10 protein-coding genes are annotated in these 13,875 nt (G+C 29.7%); 9 read left to right on the top strand and 1 reads right to left on the bottom strand.

The genetic code is table 11. The features are described 5' to 3' along the window. Positions 1–9 precede the first annotated feature (9 nt). From BN2920_RS12215 to BN2920_RS12175, 9 genes are all read left to right on the top strand, one after another. Entirely contained in the window at positions 10–1,002 is a 993-nt protein-coding gene (locus BN2920_RS12215; RefSeq protein ID WP_058295284.1) for an ABC transporter ATP-binding protein, read from the top strand. After that, positions 995–1,984, top strand: a complete 990-nt coding sequence (locus BN2920_RS12210; protein ID WP_058295283.1) for an ABC transporter ATP-binding protein — start codon at positions 995–997, stop codon at positions 1,982–1,984. The genes BN2920_RS12215 and BN2920_RS12210 overlap by 8 nt, the downstream gene beginning before the upstream one ends. A 111-nt stretch (positions 1,985–2,095) precedes the next feature. Beyond that, positions 2,096–2,809: a gamma-glutamyl-gamma-aminobutyrate hydrolase family protein gene (locus tag BN2920_RS12205; protein WP_058295282.1), complete on the top strand. Its 714-nt coding sequence runs from the start codon at positions 2,096–2,098 to the stop codon at positions 2,807–2,809. A gap of 393 nt (positions 2,810–3,202) precedes the next feature. Beyond that, positions 3,203–4,147: an L-lactate dehydrogenase gene (locus BN2920_RS12200; protein WP_058295281.1), complete on the top strand. Its 945-nt coding sequence runs from the start codon at positions 3,203–3,205 to the stop codon at positions 4,145–4,147. Between the two features lie 286 nt (positions 4,148–4,433). Continuing rightward, complete coding sequence (locus BN2920_RS12195) at positions 4,434–5,057, top strand: cytidylate kinase-like family protein (protein WP_058295280.1); 624 nt, start codon at positions 4,434–4,436, stop codon at positions 5,055–5,057. A gap of 271 nt (positions 5,058–5,328) precedes the next feature. Beyond that, positions 5,329–8,157 (top strand): DNA mismatch repair protein MutS, encoded by a 2,829-nt coding sequence (gene mutS, locus BN2920_RS12190; RefSeq protein WP_058295279.1) that lies wholly within the window; start codon positions 5,329–5,331, stop codon positions 8,155–8,157. Between the two features lie 267 nt (positions 8,158–8,424). After that, positions 8,425–9,396 (top strand): Gfo/Idh/MocA family protein, encoded by a 972-nt coding sequence (locus tag BN2920_RS12185; RefSeq protein ID WP_058295278.1) that lies wholly within the window; start codon positions 8,425–8,427, stop codon positions 9,394–9,396. A gap of 1,086 nt (positions 9,397–10,482) precedes the next feature. Then, positions 10,483–11,316 (top strand): methyl-accepting chemotaxis protein, encoded by an 834-nt coding sequence (locus BN2920_RS12180; RefSeq protein ID WP_058295277.1) that lies wholly within the window; start codon positions 10,483–10,485, stop codon positions 11,314–11,316. 29 nt (positions 11,317–11,345) lie between these two features. After that, positions 11,346–12,302, top strand: coding sequence for a flavodoxin family protein (locus tag BN2920_RS12175; RefSeq protein ID WP_058295276.1), 957 nt, complete (start codon positions 11,346–11,348; stop codon positions 12,300–12,302). Positions 12,303–12,379: 77 nt separating this feature from the next. On the opposite strand, the gene BN2920_RS12170 is transcribed toward BN2920_RS12175, so the two are convergent. Then, a complete protein-coding gene (locus tag BN2920_RS12170) occupies positions 12,380–13,759 on the bottom strand; it encodes a glycoside hydrolase family 1 protein (protein WP_058295275.1) in 1,380 nt (459 codons plus the stop codon). Positions 13,760–13,875: the final 116 nt, after the last annotated feature.

The raw sequence follows: 13,875 nt of genomic DNA, 5'->3' as shown, positions 1-13,875 counted from the left end.
CGTAATATTATGGATGAAAAAAAGCTTTCTATTAGAAATTTAAGTGTAAGCTTTCTTCAGGGTGATAGTAAGGTTACTGCAGTTGATGATGTCAGCTTTGATATGAATAATGGAAAAATCCTTGGCATGATCGGGGAATCAGGATGTGGTAAGAGTACTTTAGGATTATCAATAATGAACCTTCTTCCAGAGAAGACAAGCAGTATTGATAAAGGTGAGATCTTCTTTAATGGAAAAGACTTATCAAAGCTTAAGGAAAATGAGCTTCAAAAAATAAGAGGTAACAATATCTCTATGATATTTCAGGAGCCAATGACTTCCCTTAATCCGTTATTCAAGATTGGAAGACAGATTGGAGAACCGTTAAAGATACATAAAAATATTAAGGGACAGGAGCTTAAAGATAAAGTCATTGAGCTTCTTAAGGATGTTCACATACCTAATCCTGAAAAAATATATAATGCTTATCCACATAATTTAAGTGGAGGAATGCGTCAACGTGTCATGATTGCAATGGCTTTAAGTTGTGAGCCTGAAATAATAATTGCAGATGAACCAACAACTGCACTTGATGTTACAATACAATCTCAGATTTTATATCTTCTTAAACAGCTTAATGAAAAGAGGAATACATCAATCCTTTTTATTACTCATGATTTATCTGTAGTTGCAGAAATATGTGATGAAGTTGTAGTTTTATACGGAGGAAAGATTGTTGAAAAAGCAGATGTTAATGAGATTTTTGATAATGCAAAACATCCGTATACAATCGGTCTTTTAGAATCACAGCCTCATATGGGACAAGTTGGAAAGTCTCTTCCAAGTATAAATGGTATGGTGCCTAAACTAGATGAAATGCCAAAGGGCTGCAGATTTAGCACAAGGTGTAGTAAAAAGTTCTGTTCAAAATGTACAGATTTAGAGCCACCTTTATTTATAATAAATGAAAAACACATGGCTGCATGCTGGCTTTATGAAAAGGAGGTGGATAAAAGTGAGTGATGTTATTTTAAAGGTTGAAGGATTAAGAAAAAAATACGTTATTGATAAAGATTTCTTTGGAAGGGAAAAATCATCTGTAAATGCAGTAGATAATGTTTCTTTCTCCATTGAAAGAGGTGAAAGTTTTGGTCTTGTCGGTGAATCAGGATGTGGAAAATCTACTACAGCAAGAGCAATATTAAAACTCATAGAAGGTGATGGAGGCCGAGTTGTATTTGAAGATAAGATCTTATTCGATTTTGAAAATAAGCATGAAATAAGCCGTAAAGATATGTCAGCCTTGAGAAAGGATATGCAGATAATATTCCAGGATCCTTTTGCAAGCCTTGATAACAAAATGAAAATAGGAAAGATAATTACAGAAGGAATAGAAAAGCATAAACTTGCAAAAGGTAAAAAAGCACTTGAAATGGCAGAGCATTATCTTGAAATATGCGGAGTGGATAAAGACGCTATGGATCGCTATCCACATGAATTCAGTGGAGGACAAAGACAGAGGATTGTAATTGCAAGAGCTCTAGCAGTACAGCCCAAATTTATAGTGGCAGATGAACCAGTAGCAGCACTAGATGTTTCTATACAAGCGCAAATCATTAATTTATTAAATGAACTTAAAGAGAAATATTCACTTACTTTTTTATTCATATCACATGATCTTGGTGTGGTGAAGTATTTTTGTGATAAGATTGCTGTCATGTATCTTGGTAAAATAGTTGAAATAGGAAACAGAGATGAACTTTTTGAAAATCCTGTTCATCCATATACTAAAAAGCTTCTTGAATCAATTCCTGTAAAACATCCAAAACTTAGAAAAGTCATGGTAAATCTTGATGAGGATGAATTGGAAGTTTCAAAAGAAAATAAGGGATGCAGCTTTTATAACAGATGTAGGTATTCAAGTGAAGTGTGCCTTAAAAAAAATCCAGAATTAATAGAGATAAAAAAAGAGCATTTTGTAGCATGTCATAATATTGAAAAATAATGATGTATATGTGATAAAATGATGTAAATATATGTAGTTGTTAAACATAATATAATGTATAAGATCAGAAATACTAAATGATAAATAAATTTGAGAAGAAAGGGATTAAAAATGAAGCCAGTTATAGGGATTACATCATATATTAGAAAAGATGTATTTAGAAATTACTCACAGGTTGGATATGAATATATAGATAAAATTGAAAAAGCAAATGGTATACCTATAATTCTGCCATTGCTTCAGAAATATAGTGAGGAAGAGCTTAATAGACTTATTGAAGATGTTGATGGAATTATATTTACTGGAGGATGTAATGTAAAATCAAATTGGTATGGAGAAAAGTCTTTGGAAAAAGAAGCAAAAGAAGATGATCTTAGAAATAAATTTGAAAGAGATTTGTTTTTAGTAGCAAAGAAAAAGAAAAAACCTATTTTAGGTGTATGCAGAGGCTGCCAGCTTATTAATGTACTTCAAGGTGGAACTCTTGTACAGAGTATTGATAGTGAACTGAATACTGAAGTGTATCATAAAGGAACAGGTCATAGGATTGATGAAAAGCTTCATAAGGTTACGCTGTGTGAGAATTCCTTTCTTAAAGATATATATAATGAGAACGAAGTTCAGGTTAATTCTTTTCATGAGCAATGTATAAAAATAATAGGATCAAATTTAAGAGTTGCAGCAAAGTGCTGTGAAGATGGTGTCATTGAAGGAGTTGAATATGAAGGTGACTTCTATATGGCTGGAGTTCAATGGCATCCAGAAGGAATGGAAGATCAGCTAAGACTTTTTCAAGAGTTTGTGGAAATATGCTCACAGAATTAAAATATACAGAGTGAAACTTATGTTAGTATTACTGTTAATATTTTACGAAGGGTATAGATTAAATTTTTATAACCAAACTATTTTTATAGTTTGGTTTGTTTATTTATTAAGAGCATTTAGGTATTTAATAGAATTTTTGATATTAAGACATTGTATCAATATGCATATAATGATGTAAAAGTTACATTCCATATTAACAGCGAAAGAGCTTTATCAAAAATAGATGTTAATCCAAAAAAAGATAAGCATAAAAGGTCAAAAGATAAAACCAAACATATGAATGTGCTAACAAAGCTCTAACTCTATAGTGAATTTATCAATAAAATATATAAAATAATTGATTTTTATCATCTGTAAGACTATAATTTACAGTAGTGTAAGGAGATGATTATTTTGACAACAAATTTAAAAAGAGTGGGAATCATTGGAGTTGGACATGTTGGTGCACATTGTGCATTTAGTTTAGCTACTCAAGGAATTGTAGATGAATTAATTTTAGTTGATACTAACAAGCAAAAAGCAATCAGTGAAAGACAGGATTTAATTGATAGTGTTACATATCTGCCTCACAGAGTAAACATAAAAACAGGTGAATATGAGGATCTTAAAGACTGCCATATCGTAGTAATAAGTGTTGGAATTATAACTCAGACTCATGATCGTTTAGATGAATTACAAGGAAGCATAGACATGGTTGATAGCTTTATTAAAAGAGTTGTAGATGGCGGATTTAATGGGATCTTTATTAATATAACAAATCCATGTGATATTATTGCAAAAAGAGTTTATGAACTTTCAGGTTTTCCTAAAAACAGAGTGTTTGGAACAGGTACAGGCCTTGATAGTTCACGTTTAAGAGCAATCATAGCTCGTGAAACAGGTGTTGATCATAAATCAATAAGTGCATATATGCTTGGAGAACATGGAGAATCTCAAATGGCTGCATGGTCACAAGTTTCATTTGCTGGAAAGCCACTTTCAGAACTTGAAATTGAAGATCCAAAAACATTTGGAAATTTAGATAAAAAAACATTAGCTAAAGAAGCTGCTGCTGCAGGATGGATAACATTTACTGGTAAAGGTGCAACAGAATTTGGAATTGCTTCAACTTTGGCTAGATTTGTTCAATGCATATTCCATGATGAAAAGCAAATAATGCCTTGTTCAACACTTCTTGAAGGACAATATGGTGAAGAAGGATTATTTGCAAGTACTCCATGTATTATAGGAAAAGATGGAGTTGAAAAAGTATTAGAGCTTAAATTAAATGATGGAGAATTAAAAGAATTTAAGCATTCTTGCAGTGTAATTAAAGAAAACATTAGTAAAATTAAGTAGAATTTAGATAAATAATAAAAAGCTTATAAGCAAATAAAATAATCGATACATTTGCTTATAAGTTTTTTATATTTTAAATTAATCATTTTTTTAGAATCTATTTTATTAAAAAATTATATAAATAATAACATATATGATTCTTTTATGATTTTATTACATATAATTTAAAGAATGGTTAATAATTAAAATTTAAGCAAATTATATTTTTACAATAATTGATAAATTTAATAAAAATATTTCGATAATTAAATATAATCATTTTTATTAAAAGAGGGGGCAGAGAGATATGAAAAATTTTGTGATTGCAATTACAAGAACATGTGGAAGTGGTGGAACAACAATTGGGAAAATGATTTCAAATGATTATGGTATCAATATGTATGATAGAGAGCTTTTACGTCTTGCTTCAGAAGATAGTGGAATTAACGAATTATTATTCTTAAACGTAGATGAACATGTGAAAAAGAGTTTGTTATATAAAGTATCTAAAAAAGTTTATCAAGGAGAACTAATACCTCCTGAAAGCAGTGATTTTACGTCTAATGATAATTTATTTAATTATCAGGCCAAGGTACTTCGTGAACTAGCTGAAAAAGAATCATATGTTGTCATAGGAAGATGTGCAGATTATATATTGAAAGATAAGCCAAATGTATTTAAAATATTTATTCATGCATGTGCTGAAGAATGTATTAAGCATGAAATGGAGCGCCTATGTATGAACGAAAAAGATGCAGCTAAGCATATTAAAAAAATGGATAAGTACAGAAGTGAGTATTATTATTATCATACAGGAGAAAAATGGGAAGATCCTAAAAATTATGATTTGAGTATTGATACCAGTGTGCTCGGATTTGAAAAAAGTGTACAATTAATTAAATCATATATAAATTTAAGAATGGAAAATTAATTTGTTGTTAGAAAGTCAGATATAGTTTAAAATTTATGATTTGAATTTTAAACTAATATCTGACTTTTATTTCTTCTTCTTTATTCATTTTTAACTCCTCATTACAAATGAGTTATATTAAATACTTTGATTACATAATCAAGCTATGTTAAAATAAGACTGAATTTTAAGTTTAAAAAATATAAAAATAGACAACACTCTAGCTATACAATACTAGAAATTAAATTATAGATATAAAAGTATAGCATTGCGATAAAGGAGGCTTTTTATTATGGCTTTAACGCCAATGATGGTAGAATACATGAAGACAAAGGAGCAGTATAGTGACTGTATCCTATTTTATAGATTAGGTGACTTTTATGAAATGTTCTTCGAAGATGCTATAACAGTATCAAGAGAACTTGAACTTGTTTTAACAGGGAAAAATTGTGGACTTGAAGAAAGAGCTCCAATGTGTGGCATACCACATCATGCTGCAGCTGCATATATACCAAGACTTGTTAATAAGGGATATAAGGTAGCTATCTGTGAACAGCTTGAAGACCCAAAGCAAGCTAAGGGAATTGTAAAACGTGGAGTAGTTAAAATCATAACTCCAGGAACATTTGTAGATAATAATTCTAATCTTGAAAATGATAATACATATTTAATGGCTATACATGAAGATGGTGAAATAATTGGAATTGCTACATCTGATATAAGTACAGGAGAATTTAAGACAACATCTTTTTCATATTCTATGGCAAGTCTTTTAGATGAAATAGCAAAACTTTCACCAAAAGAAATTTTATTAGATGAAAATACAAGTGAGGATATTATAAACGAAATAAAAGGTGTATGTTCTGCACTTATAACTAAAAAGAACTTTAATACATTTGTAGTATCTAAGGAAGAACTTATAGCTCAATTTTCAGATCTTGAAGCCGGTGCTCTTGAAAACTTACGTGAAATTACAAGTAGAGTGCTTCTTAAATATATATATGAAACTCAAATGATGAGTTTAAGCAATATCAATTTACTTGAACAATATGAAATAGTAAATTACATGGTTATTGACAGTAATTCAAGAAGAAACTTAGAACTTACTGAAAGCATAAGAGAAAAAACTAAAAAAGGATCTCTTTTATGGGTTTTAGATAAAAGTGCAACAACTATGGGGGGAAGAACAATAAGAAGATATATTGATGAACCTCTTATTGTGAAATCCCAAATAGAAAAAAGACTTAGTGGTGTAGAAGAACTATATAATTCAATAAGTTTTAATGAAGATTTAAGAAGAGCACTTAAAGAAATTTATGATATTGAAAGAATTGTTGGAAAAATATCAAATAAAAATGTAAATGCAAAAGATATGCTGAGCTTAAAAGCATCTCTTGAAAAAATACCAGAGCTTAAAGAACTTTTAAAATACGCAAAAAGTGATCTTTTAATGGAGTATTATGAAAACTTAGATGAACTTTCTGATGTAAGAACTCTTTTAGAAGATTCAATAAAAGAAGATCCATCACTTACAATAAAAGAAGGAAACATTATAAAGGATAAATATAATGAACTTGTAGATGAGCTTCGTGATGTGAAGCTTCATGGAAAAGAAAAAATTGCAGCGCTTGAAAATGAAGAACGTGAATTTACAGGAATTAAATCATTAAAGGTTGGATATAACAAAGTATTTGGTTACTATATTGAAATAAGCAAAGCTAACTTTGATAGTATTCCAGAAGGAAGATATATAAGAAAGCAGACACTAGCAAATGCTGAAAGATATATAACTGAAGATCTTAAAAATTTAGAAAATAAGATTTTAGGTTCTGAAGAAAAGCTTGTTAATTTAGAATATGACTTATTCGTTGAAGTAAGAGATAAAGTTGAAAAAGAAATAGGTAGATTAAAAAAGGCAGCAAGAATAATTTCTAACTTAGATGCGGTCTCAACTTTAGCTTTAGTTGCTCTTGAAAATGATTATGTTAAACCTAAGATAAACGAAGAAGGAACTATAGAAATAAAAGATGGACGTCATCCTGTTGTTGAAAAAGTAATAGGCAACGGTGAATTTGTATCTAATAGCACAACATGTAATCAAACAGATAAAGAACTATTACTTATTACAGGACCTAACATGGCAGGTAAATCTACTTATATGAGACAGGTTGCACTTATTACTCTTATGGCGCAAATTGGATCTTTTGTACCAGCAACAGAAGCAGATATTTCAATATGTGATAAGATATTTACAAGAATTGGAGCATCAGATGATCTAGCTGGCGGTAAATCTACTTTTATGGTTGAAATGTGGGAAGTTTCTAATATTCTTAAAAATGCTACATCTAAAAGTTTAGTTCTTCTTGATGAAGTTGGACGTGGTACTTCAACTTATGATGGACTTTCAATTGCATGGTCTGTTATTGAATATATAACTAAAAATAAAGATTTAAGATGTAAAACTTTATTTGCAACACATTATCATGAACTTGTTAAACTTGAAGGAATATTACCTGGAGTTAAAAATTACTCTGTTGCTGTTAAGAAGACAAATGACAGCGTTGTTTTCTTAAGAAAGATAATCGAAGGCGGTGCAGATGAATCTTATGGTATAGAAGTTGCAAAGCTTGCAGGTCTTCCAGATGAAGTTATAAATCGTGCTCGTGAAATTTTATCTGATCTTGAAGGTGAAAATAAGTTTGATATTGAAAATGTATCAAGTTTTTCAGAAATAAAAGAAAATAAGGAATCATTTAAAGAAGCAGCTATAGATGTAAATGAAAGCAGAGTTATAGTCGAAGAAAAAGTAAGTAGTGATGCAAGTGTTAATGTTTATGAGAATAAAGTAGATATAGATGAAAGTAATAATTTAAAAGAAATAGAAAAGCAAAAACAAATTATTGAAGAATTGCAAAATGAAATAAAACAGCTTAAAGAAGAACAACATAGTAAAAAGCATAAAAAGAGTACTAATGATTCTATGCAAATAGGATTTGATTCACTAGAAAAAGATTCATTTATAAAAGAAATAAGCAAAATTGATATTTTAGGCTTAAATCCTATGGAAGCTATGAATAGACTTTATAAGCTGGTTAGCGATTCTAAAAAATTAAGCAACTAGAAGTATATATTTTAATTATGTTAGACCATATCAATACTATTATTAATTTTGATATGGTCTATTTTTAACAGGACCAAAATTTACAATACATTTGTCTTATATTTTAGTAAAGCTCGTATTTGTTGATTATATGGTTTTATTTGTATTAATAGTATATAATTAATAATGATTATGATAATTAAAAGAAATTACTTAAGTAAAGAAAAAAGTAAATAATAAGTTATAGTTATTTGTAAGTTCTTAAATATTAAGACTGGAGGATTTTTAATGGTAAGATGGGGAATAATAGGACTTGGAAACATTGCAAAGCGCTTTGCAAAAAGCCTTGAATATGAGAAAGACGGAAAACTCGTTGCTGTTGCTGGCAAAACAGAAAACAAGAGAATGTATTTTAAAGAAGCTTATAAAGATGTTAAAGTCTATGAATCTTATGATGAACTTTTTAACAATCAAGATATAGATGCAGTTTATATAGCACTTCCACATAGATTTCATGCAAAGTGGTCTATTAGAGGATTAAATAAAGGAAAAGCAATATTATGTGAAAAGCCTAGCACTTTAAACTCATCAGAATTAGGTGGAATTTTAAAGTGTGCAAAGAGGAATAAAACTTTTTACATGGAAGCTATGAAGACACCTTTTGTTCCTATGTTTGATTTAATAAAAGATGTACTCAAAAGTGGCGTTATTGGAGACATAAAAAATATATATGCTGGATTTTGTTCAAAACCAAATGTAGATAAAAATTCATATTTATATAATAAAGAAGATGGAGGAGCAGTACTTGATGTAGCTTCATATCCTATTGCATTTGTACTTGGAATTTTAAGTGATAAAAAGATTTTATCAATAAATAAGAAAATTAAGAAAAAGAAATTTGATGAAGTAAGTATAGATGTTCATTTTGAAGCTTCAATAAAATTTGAAGGAGATGTTACTGCAAATATAGAAGGTGGAATTGATGGCGAGAAAGAAAGAACTGCAATAATAGAAGGAACATTTGGGAAAATGTACATACCAATATTTAATAGGCCGGAAAGTTATAAAGTAATTTTAAATGATGGAAGAGAATATGAAGAAAAACTTTCATTAATAAATGATGACATGTATGGAGAAATACATGAAGTACATAAATGTTTAGCACTTGGAAAAATAGAAAGTGATATCTTTACTTGGAATAACTCAATAGAAATATTAAAAATCATAGATCATATACGTGATATAAATAAGTATTCTTAACATAAATAAAGGACGTACTGCGTTTAGTGTGAATAACCGAAATAAAGCTCTTATGTTGTGGTCGCTTGCTACAAAAATGAAGCTAAGAATTCAAACATGCAGACTTGCACCCACAAATGTTTGCTCCAAGGCATATAATGCTTAGTGAGGTACGAACTTAGCAGTATAGCCCATCTTCATTTACCGATGAAGATGTTTCCTTTAATATGCCTTGGACAAACAATTGTGGAACAAGTCTACATGAAGAATTCTAAAGCTCAATTTTTGAATGCAAGACACCGCACACATAAGATCTTTATTTCTTTGTTTCATCTAAATTCAGAGTATCGGTATTATTGTTGCTATGCATAAATACATTTTTAAATTAAGGAATAGTTATTTATAGATGTTAAAGATTTAAAAAGTTAATATCTTATCCTTAAAAAAAAGGCATATCATAAATAAATGAAATACCTACTCATATATATTCGTAGGCATAAGCGATTCACACCAAATCATAGATTTGGGTTCTCTGCTTAAGGAAACATCTTCATCAGTAGATGAAGATGGGCTATACTGCAATTTAGATATTTTATTATTTATTGGGAAATAGATGACTTTTCTAAGTAGTCCAATAAATTATATGCCATTGATTGAAAACTATATTTTTAGGCATTGAATAATCCTCAAAACATAAATTAGGTGTCTGTTATTTTAGAGAAAAACAAAGAAATTCAATATATGAATAGGCGTAGTATTGTATTGGAAATTTCAGCATTTAAATTCTTTGGCAGAGGCTGTACCAAAATTGTTTGTTCAAACACTTGCTTTTTGGAGCAAACATTTTTGGGTGCAGCCTTTGCCATTAGAATTTTTAGCTGAAATTCCACTACAATCGAGCCTATCATATATTGAATTTCGGTTCTTATCCACTAAACTCCGATTCTACGTCCCTTATTTAAGATATGTTTTAAAGTTACTCTATTTTTAGTTAAGCTTATATAATATAAACATTAATATGACAAAAATATAGTATTTTTTTAGAAAAAGATGATATAATTTACTTATGAAATATAATTTGTAATATGTAATGAAAAGAGGGGTTTTATGGAAGTTAAAAAAATTGAAAATGAAGCTTTAAACGTAGTGTACAAGTTGATTCCGTACATCAATATCTTATTTAATAACGATATTTCAATAGGCCTTTTGGATAGAGAAAAATGTCTCTATTATAAACCCGGAAAAGATTTAGATTTGCATATATCTGAAGGTGAGAATACTACATTGCCACAAGTACTTGAAGTCATAAAGACTGGTAAAGAAAAAGTTGAAATAGTTCCTGAACATATTTTTGGAGTGGCATTTAAGAGCTGCGTATTCCCTATAAGAGATAATAATGATTATATAGCTGGAATAATAATTTTATCATTCAGTTTAGCTAAACATAATACAATGACTGGAATAGTAGAGAGTTTGGTTGAGTCTATTTCTCAGATATCTCAAGGAATAAATGAGGTAACAATTGGAGTACAAGATTTAGCAAGCATGAATGCAGATGTATTTAAACAAACAACGGAAGCCAATAGCAAGGCAAAGGATTCAAATCAAATTGTTGGAATTATTCAAGGAATATCATCTCAAACTAATCTTTTAGAATTAAATGCATCAATTGAAGCTGCAAGAGCAGGAGAGTATGGAAAGGGTTTCTCCGTTGTAGCTAAAGAAATAAGAAAATTATCAAATACATCTAAGGAATCTATAGACAAAATTGACACAATAATAAAAGATATTTCTGTATCAATAGAAAGTATAAATGAGAATCTAAGCAAAACTAATGAAGTATCACAAAATCAATCTGCAGCACTTCAGCAAATATCAGCATCCCTTGAACAATTAAATAGTACATCAAAGATTCTAGAAGATTTAGCAGAAAATCAATAAATTTTTCGAATATAAGGAGGAAAAGTGTTATGAGTTTTAAGGTATTAGGTATAACAGCCGGAAGAAAAGATTCTAATTCAGAAATTTTATTAAAAGAAGCGCTGTTGGCATGTAAGGATCAAGGTGCTGATGTAAAAATGATAAATCTTAGAGATTATAATATTCTAGATTGTACAGGCTGTACTGCGTGTACACAGGGAATGGTAGAAGGAAAGAAAGTTCCTTGTACATTAGAAAATAAAGATGATAAAAAAGCAATTATGGATGTAATGCTTAGCACTGATGCAATTATTGTTTCTGTTCCTACATATTATTTAATGCCAAGTGCTACATTTTTAAGATTTATGCATAGAAATTTATGCTATGAGACACCGTTTTTAGAAGCACTTGGGGAAATAGTGCATAAAGATAAGGTTGCAGGGCTTATTTCTGTAGGAGGCTCTACACGTGCATGGCAGTCAATGTCCCTGGAAGCACTTCAAGTAACTTGTTCTTTAAATGATTATAAGGTAATTGATATGTATATGGGAGCAAGAGTTCCTGCTCCTAAACAATGTCTATTACATAATGAAATAATTGAAAGAGCACATAAAGTTGGAGAAAATATAATGAAATCATTAAACACGCCTGTATCTGAAAGAAAATGGCTTGGAGATGAAGATATGGGGTGGTGTCCAAACTGTCATTCTAATGCTTTAATTTTAGGAGAGCCTCAATGGGATGGAGTAAGTTTTGAAGTAGAATGTCAAGTATGCGGAGCAGGAGGAACACTCGAAAAAACAAAAGAAGGAAAGTGGAAGTTTGTTATTGCTGAAAATGGATTGATACGAGATCGTACAACACCAGAAGGTAGAAATCATCATGTTCAAGAAATTGCTACAACACAAGGTGGTTTTTATACAGATGAAAATTTAAAAGTTGTAAAAGAAAAAATTCAAAAATATAAAGATATTAACTTTCCTACAATTGAAATAAATAAAAAGTAGTATACCTAAAAAATTTTATTAATGAATAGGAAAAGTAACAAGATTAATTAAAGAATAAATCTTGTTACTTTTTATAATTAAACTAAATCTTCACCATTAGATTCAAATGCTTTTTTAATCCATTTAAATGATTTTTTAGGTACACGTCTTAAGTCTTTTAAATCTTTTTCAGTTCTATTTACATAGACAAATCCATAACGTTTAGCAATTTCGCAGCCTGAACTTGGAATATCAATAGGTCCCCAAGTAATATATCCCATACAGTCAACACCGTCTTCAAGAATTGCATTTTTCATTTCTTGAATGTGATTTCTATGATATTCAATTCTATAATCATCATGAATTTCATCATTTTCATCTAATTCTTCTCTTGCCCCCATACCATTTTCAAGAACAAATAAAGGCATATGATGTCTTTGATACATTTCATTTAGAGTCCATCTAAATCCAATAGCATCTTTTTCCCATCCCCACTCAGTAGCATCTAAATAAGGATTTTTAATAACATGTTCATTAATTATTTCTCCATATGGTCTTTCATTATCAAAAGAACCTTCAGTTAATGTATTTGATCTATAATAAGAAAATGCTAAATAATCTACTGTATATTTTAATAATTCAGCATCACCTTCTTCAAATTTTGGCATCCAGCCTCTATTTTCTAAGTAAGATACCATGTAAGAAGGATACTCTCCGTTTACAAACACATCTGAATGAAATGCATTGATGTAATTATAGGCTTGTTTTGCAAATAAGTTATTTTGAGGAGTGCATTTTTCTGGATAGAAATTTGAGACAGTAGTCATACCACACATTTTAGCATCTGGAACTAATTCTCTAAGAGCCTTAGTAGCTTTGCAATGTGCTATAAATACATTATGGTTTACTTGGTATAAGTGTTTAGCTTCAGATACTCCCTCTGGAATTTCTTCTGCATTAGATACTCTAAGCATAGTAGCATGTAAGTTTTGTTCATTAAATGTCATCCAATGCTTAACTCTGTCTCCGAATCTCTCCATACAAACTCTAGCATATCTTTCAAATAAATCAACAACTTTTCTTGATGCAAAGCCATTATATTCTTTTACTAATTTATAAGGCATGTCAAAGTGAACCAATGTAATCATTGGCTCAATACCAGCTGCTATTAATTTATCTATTAAATCGTTATAGAATTTAACACCTTCTTCATTTATTTCATCATCTCCATTTGGTATTATTCTTGACCAGCAAATTGAAAAACGATAAAAATTAAAGCCCATTTCTTTCATTAAAACTATATCTTCATCATAACGATGGTATGCATCAATTGCTACCTTCCAATCAGAGAATTCAGGATTAGTAGGTCTTACATCATAAATTGATAAGCCTTTTCCTCCTTCATCCCATGCACCTTCAGTTTGGAATGATGAAACAGATCCACCCCAATAAAAATTACTATCTAAAGTCTTTTTCATAATATATATCCTCCTCTAATGGTATAAATACTTTGATTAGTTTCTATGGGTTCATTGTATTTTATAGAAAGTTTTATGTAAATACTATTAGATATTCCTATAATTATGTTTCATAA

This window comes from Clostridium neonatale (assembly GCF_001458595.1).
In the GTDB taxonomy this organism is placed as follows: domain Bacteria; phylum Bacillota; class Clostridia; order Clostridiales; family Clostridiaceae; genus Clostridium; species Clostridium neonatale.
The sequence above is the reverse complement of the archived record's forward strand: the minus strand, read 5'-3'. Positions and strand labels throughout refer to the sequence as shown.

Bases quoted from the DNA above. Each gene is read 5' to 3' on its own strand.
- BN2920_RS12215 (WP_058295284.1), top strand. From the start codon at position 10: ATGGATGAAAAAAAGCTTTCTATTAGAAATTTAAGTGTAAGCTTTCTT.
- BN2920_RS12205 (WP_058295282.1), top strand. From the start codon at position 2,096: ATGAAGCCAGTTATAGGGATTACATCATATATTAGAAAAGATGTATTT.
- BN2920_RS12195 (WP_058295280.1), top strand. From the start codon at position 4,434: ATGAAAAATTTTGTGATTGCAATTACAAGAACATGTGGAAGTGGTGGA.
- mutS (WP_058295279.1), top strand. From the start codon at position 5,329: ATGGCTTTAACGCCAATGATGGTAGAATACATGAAGACAAAGGAGCAG.
- BN2920_RS12185 (WP_058295278.1), top strand. From the start codon at position 8,425: ATGGTAAGATGGGGAATAATAGGACTTGGAAACATTGCAAAGCGCTTT.
- BN2920_RS12180 (WP_058295277.1), top strand. From the start codon at position 10,483: ATGGAAGTTAAAAAAATTGAAAATGAAGCTTTAAACGTAGTGTACAAG.
- BN2920_RS12175 (WP_058295276.1), top strand. From the start codon at position 11,346: ATGAGTTTTAAGGTATTAGGTATAACAGCCGGAAGAAAAGATTCTAAT.
- BN2920_RS12170 (WP_058295275.1), bottom strand. From the start codon at position 13,759: ATGAAAAAGACTTTAGATAGTAATTTTTATTGGGGTGGATCTGTTTCA.